Source organism: Klebsiella sp. 141153, assembly GCF_032601995.1.
Taxonomy (GTDB): Bacteria; Pseudomonadota; Gammaproteobacteria; order Enterobacterales; family Enterobacteriaceae; genus Klebsiella; species Klebsiella aerogenes.
On the sequence record NZ_JAQIRJ010000001.1, the window covers coordinates 57,564 to 80,536 of the forward strand.

The 22,973-nt window shown below is 54.8% G+C and carries 24 protein-coding genes; 4 read left to right on the top strand and 20 right to left on the bottom strand.

Annotated features, from left to right (window positions below):
- Positions 1 to 17: 17 nt before the first annotated feature.
- The 12 genes from dtpA to blr all read right to left on the bottom strand — a co-directional run bounded on the left by dtpA (position 18) and on the right by blr (position 11,221).
- On the bottom strand, positions 18 to 1,523 hold the full coding sequence (gene dtpA, locus PGS10_RS00305) for a dipeptide/tripeptide permease DtpA (RefSeq protein WP_316422195.1): 1,506 nt from the start codon (positions 1,521 to 1,523) through the stop codon (positions 18 to 20).
- 656 nt (positions 1,524 to 2,179) lie between these two features.
- Complete coding sequence (gene nth / locus PGS10_RS00310; RefSeq protein WP_045392454.1) at positions 2,180 to 2,815, bottom strand: endonuclease III; 636 nt, start codon at positions 2,813 to 2,815, stop codon at positions 2,180 to 2,182.
- A 1-nt stretch (position 2,816) separates the two neighbouring features.
- Positions 2,817 to 3,515, bottom strand: a complete 699-nt coding sequence (locus PGS10_RS00315) for an electron transport complex subunit E (RefSeq protein WP_015366856.1) — start codon at positions 3,513 to 3,515, stop codon at positions 2,817 to 2,819.
- A gap of 3 nt (positions 3,516 to 3,518) precedes the next feature.
- The gene (rsxG, locus tag PGS10_RS00320; protein ID WP_063447909.1) at positions 3,519 to 4,139 is read right to left on the bottom strand and encodes an electron transport complex subunit RsxG; all 621 of its coding nucleotides are present in this window, start codon (positions 4,137 to 4,139) and stop codon (positions 3,519 to 3,521) included.
- A gap of 9 nt (positions 4,140 to 4,148) precedes the next feature.
- Positions 4,149 to 5,201: an electron transport complex subunit RsxD gene (gene rsxD / locus PGS10_RS00325; RefSeq protein ID WP_316422196.1), complete on the bottom strand. Its 1,053-nt coding sequence runs from the start codon at positions 5,199 to 5,201 to the stop codon at positions 4,149 to 4,151.
- On the bottom strand, positions 5,202 to 7,424 hold the full coding sequence (rsxC, locus tag PGS10_RS00330) for an electron transport complex subunit RsxC (RefSeq protein WP_316422197.1): 2,223 nt from the start codon (positions 7,422 to 7,424) through the stop codon (positions 5,202 to 5,204).
- A complete protein-coding gene (gene rsxB, locus PGS10_RS00335) occupies positions 7,417 to 7,995 on the bottom strand; it encodes an electron transport complex subunit RsxB (protein WP_045392444.1) in 579 nt (192 codons plus the stop codon). Before rsxB ends, rsxC begins: the two co-directional genes overlap by 8 nt.
- Positions 7,995 to 8,576: an electron transport complex subunit RsxA gene (gene rsxA, locus PGS10_RS00340; RefSeq protein WP_015366851.1), complete on the bottom strand. Its 582-nt coding sequence runs from the start codon at positions 8,574 to 8,576 to the stop codon at positions 7,995 to 7,997. The genes rsxB and rsxA overlap by 1 nt, the downstream gene beginning before the upstream one ends.
- Positions 8,577 to 8,654: 78 nt before the next feature.
- A complete protein-coding gene (locus PGS10_RS00345; RefSeq protein WP_047042807.1) occupies positions 8,655 to 9,095 on the bottom strand; it encodes a DUF2569 domain-containing protein in 441 nt (146 codons plus the stop codon).
- 78 nt (positions 9,096 to 9,173) lie between these two features.
- Entirely contained in the window at positions 9,174 to 9,389 is a 216-nt protein-coding gene (gene ydgT / locus PGS10_RS00350) for a transcription modulator YdgT (RefSeq protein WP_316422198.1), read from the bottom strand.
- Between the two features lie 213 nt (positions 9,390 to 9,602).
- On the bottom strand, positions 9,603 to 10,973 hold the full coding sequence (locus tag PGS10_RS00355) for a GH1 family beta-glucosidase (RefSeq protein ID WP_316422424.1): 1,371 nt from the start codon (positions 10,971 to 10,973) through the stop codon (positions 9,603 to 9,605).
- Positions 10,974 to 11,083: 110 nt separating this feature from the next.
- Positions 11,084 to 11,221, bottom strand: coding sequence for a division septum protein Blr (blr, locus tag PGS10_RS00360; protein WP_015366847.1), 138 nt, complete (start codon positions 11,219 to 11,221; stop codon positions 11,084 to 11,086).
- A gap of 169 nt (positions 11,222 to 11,390) precedes the next feature.
- Here blr and PGS10_RS00365 point away from each other — a divergent pair, with 169 nt between their 5' ends.
- Positions 11,391 to 12,431, top strand: a complete 1,041-nt coding sequence (locus PGS10_RS00365; RefSeq protein WP_045392435.1) for an oxidoreductase — start codon at positions 11,391 to 11,393, stop codon at positions 12,429 to 12,431.
- 33 nt (positions 12,432 to 12,464) lie between these two features.
- On the opposite strand, the gene add is transcribed toward PGS10_RS00365, so the two are convergent.
- Together add and PGS10_RS00375 are read right to left on the bottom strand one after the other, a co-directional pair.
- Positions 12,465 to 13,469 carry an adenosine deaminase gene (add, locus tag PGS10_RS00370; protein ID WP_045392433.1) on the bottom strand — a complete coding sequence of 335 codons (1,005 nt, stop codon included), beginning with the start codon at positions 13,467 to 13,469 and terminating at the stop codon, positions 12,465 to 12,467.
- Between the two features lie 234 nt (positions 13,470 to 13,703).
- A complete protein-coding gene (locus PGS10_RS00375) occupies positions 13,704 to 14,099 on the bottom strand; it encodes a DUF1398 domain-containing protein (protein WP_045392431.1) in 396 nt (131 codons plus the stop codon).
- A 343-nt stretch (positions 14,100 to 14,442) separates the two neighbouring features.
- Here PGS10_RS00375 and metQ point away from each other — a divergent pair, with 343 nt between their 5' ends.
- Positions 14,443 to 15,258: a methionine ABC transporter substrate-binding lipoprotein MetQ gene (gene metQ / locus PGS10_RS00380; RefSeq protein ID WP_289576453.1), complete on the top strand. Its 816-nt coding sequence runs from the start codon at positions 14,443 to 14,445 to the stop codon at positions 15,256 to 15,258.
- On the opposite strand, the gene PGS10_RS00385 is transcribed toward metQ, so the two are convergent.
- Positions 15,259 to 15,687 (bottom strand): MerR family transcriptional regulator, encoded by a 429-nt coding sequence (locus PGS10_RS00385; protein WP_316422199.1) that lies wholly within the window; start codon positions 15,685 to 15,687, stop codon positions 15,259 to 15,261.
- An 80-nt stretch (positions 15,688 to 15,767) separates the two neighbouring features.
- On the opposite strand from PGS10_RS00385, the gene PGS10_RS00390 reads away from it, so the two are divergent.
- Positions 15,768 to 16,994: an NADH:flavin oxidoreductase/NADH oxidase family protein gene (locus tag PGS10_RS00390; protein ID WP_316422200.1), complete on the top strand. Its 1,227-nt coding sequence runs from the start codon at positions 15,768 to 15,770 to the stop codon at positions 16,992 to 16,994.
- Between the two features lie 33 nt (positions 16,995 to 17,027).
- Here PGS10_RS00390 and yedF read toward each other — a convergent pair whose 3' ends face one another.
- The 5 genes from yedF to malX all read right to left on the bottom strand — a co-directional run bounded on the left by yedF (position 17,028) and on the right by malX (position 21,755).
- Positions 17,028 to 17,261 carry a sulfurtransferase-like selenium metabolism protein YedF gene (gene yedF, locus PGS10_RS00395; RefSeq protein ID WP_015366840.1) on the bottom strand — a complete coding sequence of 78 codons (234 nt, stop codon included), beginning with the start codon at positions 17,259 to 17,261 and terminating at the stop codon, positions 17,028 to 17,030.
- The gene (gene yedE, locus PGS10_RS00400; RefSeq protein WP_316422201.1) at positions 17,258 to 18,469 is read right to left on the bottom strand and encodes a selenium metabolism membrane protein YedE/FdhT; all 1,212 of its coding nucleotides are present in this window, start codon (positions 18,467 to 18,469) and stop codon (positions 17,258 to 17,260) included. Before yedE ends, yedF begins: the two co-directional genes overlap by 4 nt.
- Before the next feature lie 164 nt (positions 18,470 to 18,633).
- On the bottom strand, positions 18,634 to 18,837 hold the full coding sequence (ydfZ, locus tag PGS10_RS00405) for a putative selenium delivery protein YdfZ (protein ID WP_015705242.1): 204 nt from the start codon (positions 18,835 to 18,837) through the stop codon (positions 18,634 to 18,636).
- 92 nt (positions 18,838 to 18,929) lie between these two features.
- Entirely contained in the window at positions 18,930 to 20,114 is a 1,185-nt protein-coding gene (locus PGS10_RS00410) for a MalY/PatB family protein (RefSeq protein ID WP_316422203.1), read from the bottom strand.
- 48 nt (positions 20,115 to 20,162) lie between these two features.
- The gene (gene malX, locus PGS10_RS00415) at positions 20,163 to 21,755 is read right to left on the bottom strand and encodes a maltose/glucose-specific PTS transporter subunit IIBC (RefSeq protein WP_045392419.1); all 1,593 of its coding nucleotides are present in this window, start codon (positions 21,753 to 21,755) and stop codon (positions 20,163 to 20,165) included.
- 173 nt (positions 21,756 to 21,928) lie between these two features.
- Here malX and PGS10_RS00420 point away from each other — a divergent pair, with 173 nt between their 5' ends.
- On the top strand, positions 21,929 to 22,957 hold the full coding sequence (locus PGS10_RS00420) for a Mal regulon transcriptional regulator MalI (RefSeq protein WP_063414992.1): 1,029 nt from the start codon (positions 21,929 to 21,931) through the stop codon (positions 22,955 to 22,957).
- Positions 22,958 to 22,973: the final 16 nt, after the last annotated feature.

Below are 22,973 nucleotides of genomic sequence, written 5' to 3' on the forward strand. Positions count from 1 at the left end.
TGGTTTTCCCGGAGCATTTAAGCGGTTGCGGTTTCGCGCGCTTTGGCGACAGCGTCGTCGTCCAGCGTCATACGGTTTAGCTTCGGCGCGGTCAGCAGCATCAGGAAGGCGATGACTGCGGTCGCGATACCAATTTGCAGGAACACGTGGCCGTAAACATTCAGAGAAACCAGCGGGTCGGTCACGTTTTCCGGTACTGCCATCAGGTTAGCGATTTTACCTGCAATGATGGCGGCGCCTGCGGTGGTCAGGAACCAGCTACCCATGATGAAGCCCATCAGACGTTGCGGTACCAGTTGAGCAACCATCGCCAGGCCGAGGCCGGAAATCATCAGTTCACCGATACTCTGCAGCGCGTAGCTGAGGATCAACCAGTTGACGGAGACGATACCGGCATCGCTGGCGAATTTGGTACCCAGCGGCAGCACCAGGAAAGCGCCGGAGCACAGCACCATACCGATGGCGAACTTATGCGGCATCGGCAGGCGGTCACCCATCTTGTTATAAATCGCGGCCAGAATCGGGCTACCAATCATAATCCAGAACGGGTTCAGCGCCTGATACTGCTCAGGTTCGAACGCGATACCCAGAATCGAGTGCTCAACGTTACGGATCGCGAAGAAGTTCAGCGAGGTTGGCATCTGGCTGTACAGTACGAAGAATACAATCGCTTCAACCATCAGCAGGAAAGCAACGATCATTTTACGACGCGCCGCGCCCTGCAGCGCCATGGCTTCTTTAGCGAAGATGATAACGATGCCCAGTGCAATGACGCCCAGCGCCATACGTGCGATGCCCTGATTGTGCAGCAGCCAGGTGGCAATAGCGACCAGCACTACCACGCCGACGATGGTCGCCAGCAGTTTGCCGACATGCACCGGAGCGAAGTCAGGTTTGGAACCGTACTGTTTAACCCACTTCTGGCAGAAGGCGAAGTTAACCACGGTGATCAACATGCCCACGACGCTCAGCGCGAACGCCACGCTCCAGCCGAACTTCGCTGCCAGCCACGGCGTGGCGAGCATAGAGAAGAAGGAGCCGATATTGACGGACATATAGTACATGGTAAATGCACCGTCCAGACGCGGGTCGTTCTTGTCATAGCAGGTGGAGAGCAGGGAAGACGGGTTAGCTTTGAACAAGCCGTTACCGACGGCGATAGTCGCCATACCCATATAGACGATGGTGGCATCGTGACCGGACCAGGCAACTAGCGCATAGCCGATAGCCAGAACAATCGCGCCAAGCATGATCACGCGTTTGGTACCAAGCACCTTGTCGCCGAGCCATCCGCCGATAGCGACCAGGCCATAAACCAGTGCACTAAAGGAAGAGAACAGGGTGATAGAATCCGCTTCCGACATACCCAGCTGTTTTACCAGGTAAACGGCCATGATCCCTTGCAGGCCGTAATAACCAAAACGCTCCCATAACTCAATGGAGAAGATGAGATAAAACGCTCTTGGTTGTTTGAAAGCGTTCAAACTCACGCTTTCTGCTGGTTTATTGTTTGCAGTTGACACATATACCTCTTTTTTTACATCCCATATTAACGGGGGCTGTTTGGGGCGCAATCCCGGAGGACCGCCGCCTTTATAGTTATTCTTGGAGGGAAAACGGCAAGTAATGTTCACTATCCTGCCCCATCAGGCAATAGCTTTGTAATACTCTGTTACACATAACCAAGCTACTATAATTAGCCAGTCATACAAATGTTATACAGAGTTAAATTTCACCTTTTCGTTAAACCTGATATTTTAATCTGCGCCGGGCGGCCATCGTGGGGATAAAGGCGATATATTCTGCTTTTTGACCTTGAAGGCAGTGGGATGGCCTATATTCCTAAAAATAAGCAGGCTATTCTCCTGGTGACTGAGGCTCTGATATTGAAATTGCTGGCTTTTTGCAGCATTTTTGCAACAGTAATTTAACGACGAGTTGCGTGGATGATCTTGATCACAAATACATAGAAAATTTTCAGCGGTAAAAAACGATTGCGCTGATTGCTGGTTATATAACCGCATAATTATCCATCTAAATGGCAAAAGTATGGAGTCATTGTCGGTGTGATTGATGAAAAATAGAACCATAACCACAGGTTAGGTTATGGATCCGGGCGATCGTTGGTGAAAATAGCGGTGACTGACGAGGACGGTAATATTCAGCAGATATGCAAAAATCAGGACTCAACCTTCTCTTTATACTCGCACAAATCTTCTATCAGGCAGGAACCGCAGCGCGGTTTTCGCGCGACGCAAGTGTAACGGCCGTGAAGAATAAGCCAGTGGTGACAGTCAACTTTAAACTCCGCCGGAACCACCTTTAACAACTTTTCTTCGACTTGTTCAACGTTCTTACCGGGAGCAAATTGTGTCCGATTGCAAACGCGGAAGATATGGGTGTCGACGGCAATAGTCGGCCAGCCAAAAGCGGTATTCAGCACGACATTGGCGGTCTTACGACCGACTCCTGGTAGCGCTTCCAGCGCCGCCCGGTCTTCCGGCACCTCACCGTTATGTTTCTCCAGTAAGATGCGGCAGGTCTTAATGACGTTTTCGGCTTTACTATTAAACAAGCCAATGGTTTTGATATAGGACTTCACGCCGTCAACGCCAAGCTCCAGCATCGCCGCTGGCGTATTGGCGACCGGATAGAGCTTCGCCGTCGCTTTGTTGACGCTAACATCAGTGGCCTGCGCTGACAGCAGCACCGCAATAAGTAGCTCGAACGGTGAGGTGAAATTGAGTTCAGTGGTTGGGTGCGGGTCGTTATCCCGCAGCCTGGTCAGGATCTCCAGGCGTTTGGCTTTATTCATCTTACGCTTTCCCTGTCACATCAGTTGGGGCGACGGAGACGGCCTGCGCCGCTTTCGCCTTACGCTGCTTAGTACGCTCATCGATGAGGTATTTTACCGCCAGCATCATACCGAGGCCAATGAAAGCGCCTGGCGGTAGCATCGCCAGCAGGAACGGCGTATCGGTATGGAAAACTTCAATGCGCAGGACTTTCGCCCAGCTGCCTAATAAGCTATCGGCACCATCAAACAGCGTGCCATTACCGATTATTTCGCGCAGCGACCCCAGCACAAACATGGCGCAGGTCGCGCCCATACCAATGGAAAAACCATCGAGCGCTGACAGCGCCGGTCCTTTTTTGGCGGCGAACGCTTCGGCGCGCCCAACCACGATACAGTTGGTCACGATAAGCGGAATGAAGATACCCAGCGATTGATACAGGCCGAAAGCGTAGGCATTGATAAGCATTTGTACCACACTGACTACCGAGGCGATAATCATCACGTAGATCGGAATACGGATCTCCGCCGGTGTCCAACGGCGCAGGCTGGAAATGGTGAGGTTGGTGAGCGTCAGCACCAGCGTGGTCGCCAGACCGAGGCCCAGGGCATTGGTAGCCGTCGAGGTAACCGCAAGCAGGGGACACATCCCCAGCAGCTGGACCAGCGCCGAGTTATTCTTCCACAACCCTTGAACAATGACGTCTTTTACTTCGCTCATGGCTTAGTCTCCGCAGGCGGTGAATTCAGGGATATGCGCGGGCAGCGTTTGCGCATACAGTCCCGCGCGTTTAACGGCGTTTACCACCGCGCGTGGGGTAATGGTCGCGCCGGTGAATTGGTCGAAATCACCACCGTCTTTTTTCACCGCCCAGTGGCTATCATTTTGGCCATGGATAACCTTGCCGCTGAAGTGGGTGATCCAGTCAGAAATACGCAGTTCAATCTTATCACCGAGCCCGGGGGTCTCATGATGCTCGGTGACGCGTGAGCCGAGAACGGTGCCTTTAAAGTCAGCTGCGACCAGCAGTTGAATCGCCCCGGAATAACCATCCGGCGCCGTGGCTTCCATCACCGCGCCGACCGGCGCATCGTTATTCTTTGCAATCCATACTTTATGCTGACCTTTGCCTAACTGCGGCGCGGTCACCAGATAACAGCTTTTCAGCAGATCGTTATTATAACTCTCCGCTGGCAGGACCTGATCGAACAGGGCCTTTTGCTGTAGCGCGGCCTGCTGCTCAATGGTGTTCTTGGTTAATTCATTGATGGCGGCCGTCAGTCCGGTAGAGCCAGCGGCGAAGAGTGCCAGCGTGATGCCGTGTTTACGCATGCTATTTAACATCGCGACTCCTCAACGGTGGCCATACACGCGCGGGCGCGTGTAGTAGTCAATCAATGGGACGGTAATATTCGCCAGCAGCACGGCGAAGGCGACGCCGTCCGGATAACCGCCGAAGCTGCGGATTAGCCACACCAGTAAACCTGCCAGCGCGCCGAAAATCAGACGTCCGCGGTTGGTGGTGGATGCCGTCACCGGATCGGTAAGGATAAAGAACGCTCCAAGCATGGTGGCGCCGGAAAGCAGATGCATCTGCGGCGATGCCAGGCTTTCCGGTGAGAAAATCCAGCCGAGAGTGGCGCAAACGGCAAGGCTTAACAGGAAGCTTACCGGAATATGCCAGCGAATGGTTTTTTGCCAAAGCAGGAACAGACCGCCAGCCAGCCAGGCGAGGTTAACCCACTGCCAGCCGAGACCAGCCAGTTGGCCGCCGTAAATTGGATACTGCAGGATCTCTTTTGCGCTGTGTCCGGCATGCAGGGACGTTTTAAACGTATCCAGCGGCGTGGCCTGGCTGATACCGTCGATTCCCATACGCAGGCTGTTCATATCGCCGCCGCTGGCGGTATGGCCGCTGAAAATAACCTGCAGCGCATCCATAAAACCAGGCACCTGAGCGGCAATCTCATGCGGTGGTAACCAGGAGGTCATCTGCACCGGGAAAGAGATCAGCAGAACAACATAGCCTATCATCGCCGGGTTAAAGGGGTTATGCCCTAATCCGCCGTACAGTTGCTTGGCAATGACTACCGCAAAGGCGGTGCCTAACACCACCATCCACCACGGCGCCAGCGGCGGAATACTGACGGCCAGCAACAGCCCGGTCAGCAGGGCGGAGTTATCCGCAAGGGTTGCCGCAATATTTTGTTTGCGCAACTTGAGAATAGCCGCTTCGGTTCCCCATGCGGTGAAGGCCGCGAGGATAATCTGCAACAGGGTACCCCAGCCGAAAAACCAGCTCTGGACGATAATACCAGGGATCGCCGCCAGCAGCACCACTAGCATAATTCGCGAGGTCTGGCGCTGGTTGTGGGTATAAGGGGAGCTTGCGATTCTGAAAACCATTTATTCCTCGTTAACTGCCTGCTGTGTTGCTTTACGCGCCTGAACGCGAGCGATAGCTGCCGCGACGGCCGCCTTACGCGGATCGTCATTGGCGGCATCCGGCGCGGATTGTTGTTCTGCTTGTTGTGCTGCCTTTCGCGCTTTGGCACGGGCGATAGCGGCCTCAACGGCGGCTTTACGCGGGTCGACCACGGGGGCAGCCTCAACCGGTGTTTCACTTTCGGCAGAAGGTGCTGCGCTTTCAACTTGCTGTGCGGCCTTACGCGCTTTTGCACGGGCGATAGCGGCTTCAACGGCGGCTTTACGCGGGTCGACCGCGGGGGCAGCCTCAACCGGGGGTTCACTTTCGGCAGAAGGTGCGACGTTCTCAACCTGCTGTGCGGCCTTACGCGCTTTGGCACGGGCAATAGCGGCTTCAACGGCGGCTTTGCGCGGGTCGACCGCGGGGACAGCCTCAACCGGTGTTTCACTTTCGGCAGAAGTTGCGACGTTCTCAACCTGCTGTGCGGCCTTACGCGCTTTGGCACGGGCGATAGCGGCCTCAACGGCCGCTTTGCGCGGATCGCTTGCTTCGGCTGTTGATTCAACAGCGGCTTGCTGTTCGGCTTTGCGCGCCCGAGCCTCGGCCTTACGCGCTTCGCGGGCGGCAATCGCTTCGCTGTTGTCCGGTTTGCTGCCGGACTGAATGACAATCGGCTGCGCCGCGTCACGCTGCTTATCGCGTACGCGGGCCAGCGCGGCGTTAATGGCATCCTGATCTTTTGCCGCCGGTTGTACGGCCGCTTTTTTGTGCCGCTCCTGACGCGCGGCTTTTTCACGTTCAAGACGCGCCTGTCGCGCTTCAAAACGAGCTTTCGCTTCGGCGGCGCGCTGTTCTTCCAGGCGAATGGCGGCTATTTCCGCTTTTTCCTGGCGGAAATATTGCACCAGTGGAATATTGCTGGGACAAACCCAGGCGCAGGCGCCGCATTCGATGCAGTCCGCTAAGTTATGGGTAGTGGCTTTGTCGTGCTGCTGGCCTTTACTGAACCAATACAGCTGCTGGGGGAGTAGATCTGCCGGGCAGGCATCCGCACAGGCGCTGCAGCGGATACAGCCTTGTTCTTCCTGCGTTTCGCCCATCTCAGTTATCGACGGCGCCAGCAGGCAGTTAGTGATTTTCACGACAGGAACGTCAAGCCAGGGCAAAGTGAAGCCCATCAGCGGCCCGCCCATGATGACCATCGGCTCCGCGCTGGCGCAGAAACCGGCATCGCTCAGCAGATGACGCACCGGCGTACCAAGGCGCGCCCAAACGTTGCCCGGACGGCTAATCGCTTCGCCGGTTAAAGTGACGACGCGCTCGGTTAACGGCTCGCCGTCAATAACCGCGCGTTTAACAGCATAAGCGGTACCAACGTTCTGCATCAGGACGCCAATATCGGAGGAGCGGCCTCCGTGCGGCACCTGCTTACCGGTAAGAATTTGCGTGAGCTGCTTCGCGCCGCCGGAGGGATATTTCGTTGGGATTACCCGCAGCGCTATGCCATGGGCGTCGGATAATACCGCGCGCAGCATGGAAATGGCCTGCGGTTTATTATCTTCGATACCAATCAGCACCTGTTTGGGCTGCAAAATATGCGCAAGGATGCGGATCCCTTCAACGACCTGCGCCGCGCAGTCCTGCATCAGGCGATCGTCGGCGGTGATATAGGGTTCGCATTCCGCGGCATTGATAATCAGGGTGTCGATTTTATCACCGCCGCCGCGCAGTTTTGTTCCCGTGGGGAAGCCGGCGCCGCCTAGCCCGGCAACGCCAAACTGGTGGATACGCTCGATCAGTTCTTCACGCGATTTGTTGTGGTAGTCGCTCCAGCCGTCGCGCTCGATCCAGCAGTCATCGCCATCGGCGTCGATAATAACGCTCAGTTCCGCCAGCGCGGAAGGATGGGCGGTCGAGTGAGGCTCGATGGCCGTCACCGTCCCGGAAGTTGGGGCATGGACCGGCAGCATTCTGCCAAAACCGCGGGTCAACGGTTGGCCGCGCAGAACCTTATCGCCCGGTTGTACGCACAGTTCGCCTTCAGCACCGATATGCTGCTTCAGCGGAATGACGAAACGCTGCGGCAGAGGAACCTGACGCAGCGGCGTGCCGTTGGACTGAGTTTTCATTTCCGGCGGATGAATACCGCCGTTGAAATCCCAGATCTTGTCTTTTCGGAAAGCGGAAAATAACTTAAACATGTTGTTCCACAGGAATATTGCGTACTGGGATGGTTTGCAGGTCCCATTTCCAGGTTTCGGTGGTCTGGGCGACTGGACGCAGGTCAATACACTGAGTCGGGCAGGGGGCCACACAGAGATTACAGCCGGTACACAGGTCGCTCATTACCGTATGCATGGCGCGGGTCGCGCCAACGATGGCATCGACCGGACAGGCCTGAATACATTTGGTGCAGCCAATGCAGTTGGCTTCATCAATCACCGCCAACATGCGAACCGGCTCTTGCTGCTGCTCGTCGCCGTCAATAGGCTGCGGATCGACATTCAATAACGCGGCGATTTTTAACATGACTGCTTCGCCGCCGGGGGCGCAGCGGTTGATTTTTTCACCTTGGGTGCCTACGGCTTCCGCGTAGGGACGGCAGCCCGGAAAACCGCACTGACCGCATTGGCTTTGCGGCAGCAGTTCATCAATTTTTTCTACCACCGGGTCGTCTTCCACCGCAAAACGGCGCGACGCGTATCCCAGTATTAAGCCGAAGATCAGCCCGAGCAGGCTGATGGCGATCACGGCTATCCAGACAGCGCTCATTACAACTTCACCAAACCACTAAAGCCCATGAATGCCAGTGACATTAATCCAGCGGTCACCAGCGCAATCGCGTTACCGCGAAACGGCGCGGGAACATCGGCAACCACCAGGCGTTCGCGAATGGCGGCGAATAACACCATCACCAGCGAGAAACCGACGGCAGCGGCGAAACCGTACAGCGCGGACTGCAGGAAATTGTGCCCGAGGTTAATATTCAGCAATGCCACGCCCAGCACCGCGCAGTTGGTGGTGATTAACGGCAGGAAGATCCCCAGCAGACGATACAGCGCCGGACTGGTTTTACGGACCACCATCTCGGTAAATTGCACCACCACTGCGATGACCAGGATAAAGGCCAGGGTGCGCAGATAAACAAGGTTCAGCGGGATAAGGATCCAGGTATCAATCAACCAGGCGCAAATCGAGGCCAGCGTCATCACGAAGGTGGTGGCCAGTCCCATCCCCATAGCGGTTTCCAGCTTTTTGGAAACCCCCATAAACGGGCACAATCCAAGAAACTTCACCAGCACGAAGTTATTAACAAGGACAGTACCGACAAAGAGCAGTAAATAATCAGCCATTATTGGACCTGAAACGAAAAAAAGCCGCCTATTATCGAATAAATCGATACCGGCGACAACAGGTGAACTGTGTGGTTATTACGGATTGACGAAGGTCCGCTTAACCCGCGCAGAGCGTCGAAAATAGGGCGCAAACAACGCTGCGGCAAGCAACGGAAACAACAGTTGGCGCATGGCCAGAAGATCCGAAATCGGCGAAAAAGCGAACGCCTTAATCGCCAGCAGCAGAGAAATAAGCAGCCAGATAATGTAGTGCTTAGGTACCACCGCGCGGCGTTTGAAAAAAGCGATTGTCAGCCACAGGGTATAATACCACATCGCGACGGCGAACAGCAGGGAAGCCAGCCATAGCGCCAGGTGGCCGAAGCTCATTGCTTTCAGCAATGCCCAGGTCTGCGGCGCCATCAGCGCATTCGCGTACAGTATTAATGATAGAGAGGTGCTGAACAGCGCGAGCAGTAACCACGCCAGCGGCGCCAGTAGCCAGCCGCCGATACGTTCTGCAGATTGAGAGGACATCGTAACCCCCGGATTCAACGCCAGTTAGTTAATTTCAGGGCGGGAAGTATAAGCAACTGGCGTGAATGATAACAGCCTTTATTGCACGTAACGCCATACCGACTTCGGCACATGGCCTACATCGAACAGTTTTCCGCCAGAGACTAACTCGGCGCGGCGATGATCGGCGGCGCGATACATGTTGACGATTTCATTGGTGTCAGAGAGAGAATAGTTAAGATGATCAAAAAGTTTTTCCAGGCTTTCCAGCGAACTAATTTTGCGGAATTTTAATAAATAATCCTGTACGGTCATTTGTGTATCCATTTAATAATCGGAATTAAGTCGAATATTACCAATTTTCTGTAAACCGTGTTTCAACTAACAGCGCCTTCTTGATGGGCCGGCGGAATTATTTCGGTTGCTAATACTAAAAACAAGAACTGATTAGGGTCCTGGCATCGTAAAAAGAAATTTAAGAATATTCTACAACCAGATCAGGCGCCGGACGGCGCCTGGGAGGGAAGATTAACGCTGTTCGCCTCGGCTGGCAATAACGTTTTGATACCAGAAATAACTCTTTTTTCGTTTGCGAGCGCGGTTCTGCTGGTGATCGACGTAGACAAAACCGTACTGCTTCTGATAACCGTTGAGCCAGCTTAGCAGGTCAATAAAGGACCAGGGGTAAAAACCACGGACATCCGCACCTAATGCTATTGCTTTTTCCAGCGCATTAATGTGGCTACTCAGATAGTCAATTCGCGGATCGTCGACAATTTCACCGTCAATTATCGGATCTTTTGCCCCCAAACCATTTTCGGTGATATAGATTGGGATATCGCCATAGCGCTCTTTTATCATCATGATGCCGTCGGTTAATCCCTGCGGCCAAATTTCCCAACCCCATTCAGTATAAGTACTTTGCGGATTGCGGACGAAATAAAATAATCCATCTACGCCGGACTCGCCGACGCCTGGACCCTCCTGCGGCGTGGCGGAGACCGTCTCCCGACGGTAATAATTCAGGCCGATAAAATCACAGCGGTTTTCCTTGAGCAGCGCATCATCGCCCGGGGCGAAGCGCGGTACATTCCACAGCGCCTGAGCCTGACGAAGCAAATCGTCTGAATAGACGCCTTTCAGTACCGGATCGTAGAACCAGTGGGTATGAATAGCATCGGCCAACGCGGTGGCCTTAATATCCTCCGCGCTTGGCGTCAACGGCGTATGGGGCTGCAGGACATTAACGAAACCAATCTGACCGTCAATGTTCATTTCACGAAAGCTCTTAACGGCCAACGCGTGGGCGATAAAGACATGGTGACAGGCCTGGATGGCGCGCGCCGGGTCGCGTACCGCCGGTGGATGGCAGCCATTTATATAACCGTGGCCAATAAATACGATAGTTTCGTTAAAGGTGGCCCACAGCTTGACCCTGGAACCGAAGCGCTGATAGCACAGACGCGCGTATTCGGCGAAGGCTTCCGCGGTGCTGCGGGCCTCCCAACCGCCTTCGTCCTGCAATGCCTGCGGCAAATCCCAGTGATAAAGGGTGATCATCGGTTCGATATTGTGCGCCAGCAGTTCGTCGATCAAATCGCTGTAAAACTGTACGCCGGGTTCATTGACTTCGCCGCGGCCACGAGGCAATAACCGTGGCCAGGAGATAGAAAAGCGGTAGCTTTGGAGCCCCATTTCCGCCATCAGGGCGACATCTTCACGAAAACGATGGTAGTGATCGACTGCGATATCGCCATTGGTGCCCTGAAAGGTGGTTCCCGGCTGGTGCGAGTAGATATCCCAAATAGAAGGGCCTTTGCCATCGGCATCGTGCCCGCCTTCAACCTGGTAGGCGGCCGTTGCGGCCCCCCAGAGAAAATCTTGCGGAAATGCGCCCATCAAAAAAACTCCTTATCAAGTGATAAAGAGAGTGTATTGAATGGCGCGACAAATCTGCAACCGGTTTCTGAAACCGGTTGCAGATTTGCGGCGAGTATCACTTTTTGCCGCTACTTCGCCTGAACGGTGCTAGCCGGAGGCGGGGACTGATAATCATCGATTTGATGCGCAACCACCAACAGCACAGCCGAAACGCCAAAAACAACCCAACCAATAAGTTCTACAATGCGGGTAAAAACAGTCGTCATAATTCTAAAGCGTAAAGTTAAAATGGACTGAAATGTTACTAAACCGCGGAAACAACGCAAGTACTACCGCCCATGCTTTGCGCAAATGGCGCAAAGATGAACACCGTACACTGATAAGTGGAAGATTGCGGTTTATAGTTAAAGTCATGTTGCCTGTGAGGATGACGCCATGAGTGATGCTATACGGGTAGGGCTGATAGGCTACGGTTATGCAAGCAAGACATTTCATGCGCCTTTGATTTCCGGTACGCCGGGCATGGCGCTGTCGGCTGTGGTCAGTAGCGACGCGCAAAAAGTGCTGGCAGACTGGCCGGCGACCCAGGTGGTGGCTTCCGCGAATTCGCTCTTTGCTGATCCCGATATCGATCTCATTGTCATTCCGACCCCCAACGATACTCATTTTCCGCTGGCGCGAGCGGCGCTGGAGGCGGGCAAACACGTCATTGTTGATAAGCCTTTTACCGTGACACTGTCACAAGCGCGTGAGTTGGATGCCATCGCCAGAAGCCGTGGGCGTCTGTTATCAGTATTTCACAACCGGCGTTGGGATAGCGATTTTCTCACGCTGAAGGCCTTGATTGCCGCTGGGGAATTGGGAGAGGTCAGTTACTTTGAATCACATTTCGATCGCTATCGTCCGCAAATTCGCGATCGCTGGCGTGAGCTAGGCGGCCCTGGCAGCGGTATCTGGTATGACTTAGGCCCTCATCTGCTGGATCAGGCGGTCAATCTGTTTGGCCTGCCGGTGAGTATTGCCGTCGATCTGGCGCAGCAGCGCCCCGGCGCTCAGGCGACGGATTATTTCCACGCGGTGTTAATTTATCCGCAACGACGCGTGATTTTGCACAGTACGCTGCTGGCGGCGGCGGAAACGGCGCGTTATATCGTCCATGGTTCACGAGGAAGCTATGTGAAATATGGTCTCGATCCGCAGGAAGAGCGTTTGAAAAGCGGAGAGCGGCTGCCGCAAGAGGATTGGGGCTACGATATGCGCGACGGCATATTGACCCGCGTTGAAGGTGAAGAGCGCGTCGAGGAAACCTGGCTGACGCTGCCGGGAAATTATCCCGCTTATTATGCGGCGATCCGCGATGCGCTCAACGGTAGCGGTGAAAACCCGGTACCCGCAAGCCAGGCGATTCAGATTATGGAACTGATTGAGCTGGGGATTGAATCGGCACGGCACCGGACGGCGCTGTGCCTGATTTAACCGCTTACTCCGCCTGTGCGGCGGAGCTTTGACTTAATGAGCCTGCAGGACGCGTTGCATTAGCGCCTCTTTTTCCTGACGACTCAGGAACGCCAGCTCCAGACCGTTAATTTGCGCCTGGCGGATCTGCGCACGGCTGAGGCCCGCCGCCGGTGCGGCGACATTGTACTCATGAATGATATCCACACCCTGTACCGCCGGATCATCGGTGTTAATGCAGGCCAGAACGCCGTGATCGAGGAAGGTCTTCAGCGGGTGCTGCGCCAGTGAGGCGACGGTACTGGTCTGGATGTTTGATGTCAGGCAGGATTCAATGCCAATACGTTCAGCGGCGAGGAAGTCCATCAGCTTCGGATCCTGCACCGCTTTCACCCCGTGACCGATACGTTCGGCGCCCAGTTCACGAATAGCCTGCCAGATACTTTCCGGCCCGGCGGCTTCACCTGCGTGGACGGTAATACGCCAACCCGCGTCACGTGCGCGGCGGAAATGATCCATAAACAGCGCGCCAGGGAATCCCAGCTCATCGCCAGCCAGATCCAGCGCGGTGATACCATCGCGATGGGCCAGCAGGGCGTCGAGTTCTTCTTCACAGGCCGCTTCGCCGAAGGTGCGGCTCATGATGCCAATCAGACGCGCTTCGACGCCAAAATCACGGCAGCCCTCACGTACTCCGGCAATCACCGCTTCGACGACGCCGGCGACCGGCAGCTGATGGGTCATCGCCATATAACGCGGAGAAAAGCGCAGCTCAACGTAGTGCAGGCCGTTGCGCGCGGCGTCTTCAACGTTTTCCCAGGCAACACGCCGGCAGGCTTCCAGAGAAGCCAACACCTTCACGCCCCAATCGAGTTTCGCCAGGAAGCTGACCAGGTCTGGTTCATTGCTGGTGACCTGCACATGCGGACGCAGCGTTTCAAGCGTGTCTGCCGGGAGAGTAATATTGAACTGGCGGCCAAGATCGAGAATGGTTTGGGCACGGATGTTGCCGTCAAGATGGCGGTGAATGTCAGTTAAAGGCAAAGTTGAATCAATCATGGACGCACTCGTTTTTTAGTTGAAGTGCACGACATTATACATCAGCAGCGGAACTGTTTAAAAGTAGGGAAAAAATCCTGTTGATACAGAGAGATGACTTGAACAAAGTCTGTTTTTGCGCAAATAAAGAGCCATTTTTTCTTTTTGTTGCGCAATTCGGCTGATGGACTGCCCGCCACAAAACTAACTGCGGGCCGCCTGAATATCCGGATGAGCGTTTAATAATTTCTGCGATTAAAATGGCAGAATCATATTTTCCATATGTAATAACGTATTATCTTTTGACCAGTAATGGCGCGTTTTTTCATTAAGATCAACCACCCACTTGAATACCCCTGCATTTGCCAGTTCAGCGCAATAGATATCAAAAGGGGTGATACCGCTAAAGTGGCGTCGCGCAGCTTCTCGGGTAAGCGTTCTGCAGGCCTGCGAGTTAACACGCAGCAACTTTCTGTTGCTTTTCAGGGAAACGAAAGTATCTGATGACATAACAAAATTCACATTCCCGGTAGCGACAAAATAAATGTAATAAGAGACATTATTTTCAATAAGTACTTCAGTAAATGAAATAAAATCCGCATCAGTACGTACTCGCTCAAAAATGGTTCTGAGCAAATCCAGAAGCTCCATGGTTTTCCTTGTGGGTCGTGTGCGCGCGTGAGACGGCTTCATATACGGTTGGTGTATATAAAACGTTCACATATCTATTTATTATAATGCTAATTATATAGGCTTAATTTTAATGTGTGTAATGGTGTTGGAACAGTGTTTCAAGTGTTACAAAATATTGCTTCAGCGTCAGATATCGCGGTTGAACTGGCAGGGAGTAAAACAGCGCGGCGACTTATCAATAGCATTTCGCTATTAGTCATAGAGAATCAGTATTTAATCTTAATATTCCGCTTTTATATAGTGTCACGGACTACTATTCCTGCCATCGTTAGCAGGCTATTTTATAAAGGACGCTGGGAAAATGGCATTTACTCTGAAAAATTTGACGCATTCATTGGTTTTCGCTGGCGCATTGCTGCTGGCGGGCTGTGGGCCAAAAGATCAGGATCCGAATCATATTAAAGTGGGGATTAGCGCGGGGATCGACCAGCAAGTCTGGGCGGTGGTGCAAAAGGTCGCCAAACAAAAATATAATCTCGATGTTGAGGTGGTGACTTTCAATGACTTCGTCCTGCCAAACGAGGCGCTGAACAATGGCGATCTCGATATCAATGCTTTCCAGCATAAACCTTATCTGGATAAACAGATTCAGGAGCGCGGCTATAAGCTGGTAGATGTCGGTACCACATTTGTCTATCCGATAGCCGCTTATTCAAAGAAAATCACCGCCATTTCACAGCTTCCGGACGGCGCCCAGGTGGCGGTGCCTAACGACCCAACCAACCTTGGACGCTCACTGTTATTGCTGGAGAAGCAGGGGCTCATCACTCTGAAAGAGGGGGTTGGCCTGCTGCCAACCGCGCTGGATATCGTGAATAACCCGAAGAAGCTGAAAATCGTCGAGATTGAAGCGCCGCAGCTGACCCGCGCGCTGGATGATAAACAGGTGACCATGGCTATCATTAATACCACCTTTTCCAGCCAGATTGGCCTGTCGCCGACGCGCAATGGTCTGTTCATTGAGGATAAAAATTCGCCGTACGTCAATATCTTCGCCAGCCGTGAAGATAATAAAGACAGCGCAAAGGTAAAGAACCTGGTGAAAGCCTATCAGACCGACGAAGTCGCCAATGCCGCCGCCGAATTGTATAAAGGTGATGCGGTGAAAGGTTGGTAGCTATTCTTCCCTCGCGGTCTGGTTCTGTGCATCCAGCACCTGAGTTAACACGCGCCGCGCATTAGCGGCGCAGTCAATGTCATCCGGCTTCTGTTGTATCTCATCAATAACGCTTACCAGCTGCGCTTTGCTGTGCGCGAGTTTCTGTTCCAGTTTTTCAATATCCGCCACTTTTTGTTGCAGGGTGGTGAGAAGCGTTTGTCGGTCCCAGTGGTTGAGATCGGACGGTAACAGGGCGGCGATTTCTTCAAGAGTAAATCCCGCCGCCTGTGCGGTAGTAATCAATCCCAGCACCACCAGCGCCTCTTCCGGATAGCTGCGATAGCCATTGGTTTTACGCTGCACGGTATTGAGGATCCCGGCGCGCTCGTAATAACGGATCCGCGAAGGCGTAAGGCCGCTGCGTTTTGCCAGAGTACCGATGTTCATTTTTATTCCTCATAAGCTGCTTGACCTTAAACTTAACTTTAAGGTTATGGTTTGTCCAGTACACTGACTGGAGCCCTGACATGACACTCTTTACTCCGCTGCGACTGGCCTCTGGCGTCGTCATTAACAACCGCATCGCTAAAGCGGCGATGGAAGAAAATATGGCCGATGCCGATCATGCGCCGTCAACGGAATTACTCACTCTCTATAAGGCCTGGGCGCAGGGGGGCGCCGGGGTGATTATTACCGGCAATGTGATGGTGGACGCCAGGGCGATGACCGGCCCGGCGGGCGTGGTGCTGGAAGATGAACGACATCTCGACAGGTTCCGCGCCTGGTCGCAGGCGGCGCGGGCGAATGGCGCGCAGGTGTGGATGCAGATCAATCATCCTGGGCGACAGATGCCTGCGGGCCTGGGACAGGAGACGCTGGCCCCTTCGGCGTTGGCGCTGGATCTTGGGTCGCAATCTTCGCGCTTTCGCCTGCCGCGGGCCATGGATGAGAAGGATATCGCCGATGTGACGCGACGGTTCATCACCACCTCCCGGTTAGCGGAACGCGCTGGATTTCACGGCGTCGAAATCCATGCCGCCCACGGTTATTTGCTGAGCCAGTTCCTCTCGCCGCTCAGTAATCAGCGCACCGATCGATATGGCGGGAGCATTGAAAATCGCGCCCGTCTACTGCTGGATATCGTGCGCGGCGTACGCGAGACGGTGGCGGCGGATTTTACCGTTGTGGTCAAACTCAATTCAGCGGATTTCCAGCGCGGCGGCTTTTCGATTAACGATGCGAAGAGGGTGGTGCAAATGCTGGCGGAAAGCGGCGTCGATCTGGTCGAACTTTCCGGCGGCAGCTACGAAGCGCCGGCGATGATGGGCGCCATGCGCGATGAGCGGACGTTGGCGCGGGAAGCTTACTTCCTGCAGTTTGCCGAGCAGATCGCCGAAGTGGCGACGATTCCTTTAATGGTCACCGGCGGCGTGCGGCGGCGTGAAGTGGCGGAAAGGGTGGTGAATAGCGGGGTTGCGCTGGTGGGGATCGCCACGGCGATGGCGATTGTCCCCAGTCTGCCGCAGTACTGGCGTGAGGGGGAGTTCGATGCGCCACTGCTGCGTCAGGGTAACTGGAAGAACAAGGCCATTGCCGCCACCGCGCATATGGCGGCGGTGAAATATCAGCTGCAGCGGCTAAGCCGCCACCGCGCGGCGCGGCCGCAGGTCTCACCGCTATGGGCGCTGCTGACGGCGCAACTGACGGCGAAACGGCAGGCTAAACGTTATCGGCGCTGGATGGCGGGCAAATAATGACAGCCGGTAGCGTGCTACCGGCCCCTCGCGTCACTTTTGAATCAGATAGCGGATTGTCGGCCCGTCCTGCTGAATATCCAGCACGGTATAGCCGTGATTTTTAGCATCGTGCGGGATGTTGTTGATTGACTGCGGACAGTCGCTCACCACTTCCAGTATTTCCCCTTTTTTTAGTGCCGGCATCGCTTCAAGCGTGGCCACGGCTGGGTAGGGGCAAGGTTCGCCAACCATATCGAGGCGGTAATCAGGAACGATCTCTTTCATGCGGTTTCCTTAATACGGGTCGCCGAAGTGTTTTTCTGGCGAAAGAAGTGTTTTTCCCAGGCGATAACCAACATCAGCGCGATAAACAGCAGCAGGTAGGTGATAAGCAGGCCGCCGAACGGACCAAAAGTCGTCAGCAGGTTAATCTTATCCCAGTTGGTGGCAAGCGTCGGCGATAAATCATCCCAGAAGTAAGCCAGCAGGGTGGAGCCGATAACGTTGCCTAACCCGACCCACCAATAATGTACCTGGCCTTCAACGGCGCGATACATCCAACCGGTTTCGCAACCACCGGCCAGTACGATGCCAAAACCGAACAGCAGGCCGCCAATTACCGCGTTCGGCCCGGCCCACATGATTTTGGGCTCCATGCCGAGCTGCACATAGCTAAAGATACCGATAGCGCTGGCCGCCATCCCGAAGATGATTGCTTTGGCCATATAGGTGCGCCCGGTCACCCACATATCGCGAAAGGCGGAGGTGAAACAGATTTGCGCTCGCTCGATGAGCAGGCCAAAAGCAACGCCGAACAGCAGGGCAAGGCCAAGTTTAGGCTGATTGGCGACGGTCAGTAGCCCCCAGCCGATCATAGCGACAAATACCAGCATTCCCAGACGAAAGCGGCGACGCGCCTGCGCGGGTTTTTGAGTTAACGGTGAGGCCGCGGAGACTTTCTCAATTTTGACCGGAATACGGAAAACAGGCAGCAGCGTAAAACGCGCGCCGAACCAGGTCCCGATGGCGGTGGCGATGGCGAAGAACCATGCGTGCAGGGAAAACTGCGGGATCCCGGTGAAGAAAGCCGCCAGGTTACAACCCATTGCCAGCCGGGCGCCGAAGCCAGCGATAATGCCGCCGGCCAGCGCCTGGAAAATGCGAATGCGGCTACGCGGCATCCGCAGCTTGACGTTATTCGCCCACAGCGCGGCGGCCAGGCAGCCGCCAAACATGCCAAGGATCATCATGCCGTCGATACGCGTTAACGGCGTACCTTCGAGATGGATTAATTGGTAGTAACCCCAGTTTTCGGCCGGAACGCCCATCATCTGCAGCAGTTGGCCGCCCCAGCGGGTAAATTCGCCGGTGACTGCCCAGAATGTACCGGTAATGCCAAAATAGTAAGTAGAAAGAATACCGGCGGCGATCACCGCAGGCGCTGGCGCCCAAAACTTAATTAGCCAGGCTTGTTTGAATTGTTGCCATGTCATAGAAATGCCTCTGAACTCAGAAGGTAATTCGCCCCGAAAGGGCTTGAAGAGCCGCGATAATACGCCGCTTAGCTTTCAGAATCACTCGACGAGATCAAAAGCGGGAAGAATGCCTCATGAAAAAGGCCGCCAGTCAGGGCGGCCTTAAATCAACAACGCTGGAATTAATTAAAGCCCAGGCGAATAAGATTCAATGGGCAATACAATTCATGGCTACCGTCTAATTCTACGCAGTCACTGCGGCGCAGCTGTTCGCTGTTTTTATTGGCGCCATGAATGGCCTTAATCACTCCCGTCGCGCCGCTGTCGGCCACCATGACCCGGCTGCCGGCATCAATAGCATTACGGTTACGATCGTAGGTTTTCATCATTTCCTCCTCTGCATTGTCATTCGGACGTGATTGTTTAGCGTTGTTTTAATACTCCTGTGTGGTTAAAAAGTTTTTGAGATATATCAAAATTATTTTAATTGAGGGCGCAATGACCGCAGAGCGGCAATCAATCCTTGAACCCCTTTCTCAAGCTTCACCCGCGGGCATCCGGCATTTAGCCTGATGAAACCGTTACCCTCTTCGCCATAGGTATAACCCGGCATGATCGCGACCTTTTGCTCTTCAATCAGCGCTTTTTGCAGCGCGCGATCGTCGATATCGAGTGGACGCAGATCGATCCACGCCAGATAGGTGGCCTGTGGTGGCTGCCAGTTTAGCTGCGGGAAGGCCTGATTCAGCTGCCCGGCGATATAGCGCATGTTTTCCTGCAGATAATCGCGTAGCGCATCCAGCCATGGCGCGCCCTGACGATAGGCGGCGATATGCGCGACCAGCGCCGGAACCGACGGAGAAGAGAGACCATCGCGGCCTTTCAGCGCTTGCAGATAGCCATCGCGCGAAGCAGTATCGGCGATGAGCCCATAGGCGCCGGTAAATGCCGGGATATTGAAGCTTTTTGAGCCCGACGTGAACAGCGCCCAGGGGCCCTGCGCAACGGCGCACCAGGGGGTATGATGGTGTTCTCCCCAGGTCATATCCATATGAATTTCATCGCTAATAACCCGGACGTTATGCTTCGCGCACAGTTGCGCCATGGTGGTCAGTTCGTCGCGGCTCCAGACTTTGCCCGTTGGATTGTGCGGGCTGCACAGCAGCAAAATGCGGTTGTCGGGATGGGCGAGCGCGGCTTCCAGTTCGTTCATATCGCAGCGCCACTCACCCTCGTCAAGCTTGAGCGCCACCGGGGCAATGCGGCGCTGGTTGCCGTCGATAGTTTTGTAAAACGCGTCGTAAGCCGGAGTATGGACCACGATGCCGTCCCCAGGATTCGACCATTGCCGGATCATTTCGGCCACCATGTAGATAACCGACGGGCCGTAAACGATGGCGTCGTGGTCGATGGGGCTATGAAAACGGCTGGCGAACCAGTGGCTGACGGCCCCGAGAAATTCGTCGTTTTTCCAGCGGCTATAGCCAAAAACGCCGTGCGCCAGGCGCTGGCTGACGGCGTCGATAATACAAGGGGCGGTAGCGAAATCCATATCAGAGATAGTGAACGGCAGGAGGTCGGCGGCGCCGAAACGGTCGGCAACGTAATCCCATTGGGTGCACCAGGTACCGTGGCGATCGACTGGCGTGGCAAAATCAAACATCTGAACGTCCTTCGAAAATGCCCCCTACGCGTGGAAGGGGGCGTATGTTTAGGCCTGAACGGTATTCATCAGGGTGGCCATTTCATCTTTTACCGACTGAACCTGTGGGCCGATGACCACTTGCAGGTTGTGATCGTTAAGCTGGACCACGCCGATTGCGCGGTTGGCTTTCAGCGCGGCGGTATCGACTTTGCTCATGTCGTTCACCGACAGGCGCAGGCGGGTAATGCAGTTATCGAGCGTGACAATATTGTCGGCACCGCCGAGCGCGGCCAGAATCGCCGGCACGTTATAACCTGATTTGCCAATCGTTCCGGCAACCGCTTTTTCGATGTTAGTCGCCGTTTCGATATCGCGGCCCGGCGTTTTCAGATTGAAGCGGGTGATGGCGAAACGGAAGATACCGTAGTACACCGCGAACCAGATGGCGGCGACAACCGGCACCATATACCACTTGGTCGACAGCCCGTGCAGGATGCCAAAGACCACGAAGTCGATAATGTTGCCGTCGGTGTTGCCGATGGTGACGCCAAGTACCGCCATGATAGTGAAACCAAGGCCGGTCAGCAGGGCGTGGATGACGTACAGTACCGGCGCGACGAACAGGAACAGGAATTCCAACGGTTCAGTGGTACCGCCGACTACGCAGGCAATGACGCCAGAAATGAGCAGCCCTTTAATTTTATGACGGTTTTCTGGGCGGGCGCAGTGGTACATCGCCAGCGCCGCGCCGGGCAGGCCGCCGAGGAAGGCTGGCATTTTACCCTGTGACAGGAAGCGGGTCGCGCTTTCAGAGAAGCCGTGCGTCGTCGGACAACTCAACTGCGCCTGGAAGATGGTCAGCGCGCCGCTGACGCTGTGGCCGCAAACGTCCATGGTGCCCCCCGCTTCGGTAAAGCGGATCAGCGCCACCAGAATATGATGCAGGCCGAACGGCAGCAGCAGGCGTTCTCCGGTGCCGAAGATCATCGGGCCAAAATCGCCGGCGCTATTGATAACATGTCCTAGTCCGTTGATACCCATCGCGAACACCGGCCACACCAGTGGAATAACCAGGCCGACCAGGCCTAACACCACGGTGGTAATGATAGGCACAAAGCGCGTGCCGCCAAAGAAGGCCAGCGCGTCCGGCAGACGGATGTTGTGGAAGCGTTCGTGCAGCATCCAGACGATAATCCCGGCGATAACCGCTCCGAGGATCCCGGTGTCGATCGACTGAATACCGATAATATTCTGAATGTTGTTGGCCTTGAGGATCGCCGCGTCGGTCGTTGGCAGAATGCCTTTCGCCGTCAGCCAGAAGTTAACCGCGAGGTTCATTACCGCGTAGCCGACGAAGCCCGCGAAAGCGGCGACGCCTTTGTTTTCACGCGCCAGGCCGAGCGGAATAGCGATACAGAACATGACCGGCAGGAAGCTAAAAGCAAATGAGCCGACTTTACTCATCCAGACAAAAATCGCCTGCAGCAGCGGCACGTTTAGCCACGGCAGCAGCGTAATCACATCGTGGCTGCTTAACGAGCTGCCGATCCCCAGCATGATCCCGCAAAACGAGAGCAACGCCACGGGCAACATAAAGGTTTTTCCTAACTGCTGGAAAAACTCCCATAAGGTAATTTTTGGTGCTGTTTTCGCCGTCATACACGAATCCTGGTTCTGAAAAGGGTCGATAGGATGTAACGTAGCGGCAAGATAAAACGTTTTATCATTTTTTAGTGCGATAAAAATCACATAATCAAGCGATAATAAGGTTTATAAAGATAACATACTGATAAAACGTTTTATCGAAAGGCAAAGGGAGTCAGCCAGTCGTTATGGCTATCGCAAAAAAGACAACCATCAATGATGTGGCGCTGGCGGCTGGCGTCTCGGTTAGTACGGTATCGCTGGTGCTCAGCGGTAAAGGGCGCATCTCTTCGGCCACCGGCGAGCGCGTCAATCAGGCCATTGAGCAACTCGGTTTTGTGCGTAATCGCCAGGCGGCGTCGCTCCGCGGCGGGCAAAGCGGGGTGATTGGCCTTATCGTTAGCGATCTGTCGAAACCGTTTTATGCCGAACTAACCGCCGGGTTGACCGATGCGCTGGAATCACAGGGTAAAATGGTATTTCTGACCCAGGGCGGGCATCGCGGCGAGAAAATGCTCCAGCGTTTTGAAACGCTGGTCTCGCAGGGGGTGGACGGGGTGATTATCGCCGGCGCTATCGACAAGGGCGGCGAACTGCGCGATCGTGCCGCCGAAGTGGGGATGCCGCTGGTTTTTGCCTCCCGCGCCAGCTACCTGGACGATATCGACCTGATCCGCCCGGATAACATGCAGGCGGCGCAAATTGTGACTGAACATCTGATTCGCCGCGGTCATCAGCGCATCGCCTGGCTGGGCGGACAAAGCGCGTCCCTGACCCGCGCCGAACGGGTGGGCGGCTATTGCGCCACCTTATTGAAGTACGGGCTGCCGTTTCATAGCGAATGGGTTGTCGAGTGTGGATCCAGTCAGCAGCAGGCGGCGGAAGCCATGATCGCGCTGCTGCGGCAAAACCCGACCATCAGCGCGGTGCTTTGCTATAACAGCGTCATCGCCACCGGGGCGTGGTTCGGTCTTCTGCGCGCCGGGCGGCAGAGCGGCGAGGGTAGCGTGGAAAGTTATTTTGAGCAACGCATCGCGCTGGCGGCCTTTGCCGAAGTGCCGGAAGCGGCGCTCGATGATGTTCCCTTGACCTGGGTGACCACCCCCGCGCGTGAGATGGGGAACAGTCTGGCGGAGTGTATTTTACGCCGCCTTGAGGAGGGGCAAGGCAGCGCGCGTAATCAGATTATGCCGCCGCGGCTGGTTATTAGAAAATAGGGGCCGCCATCGATTA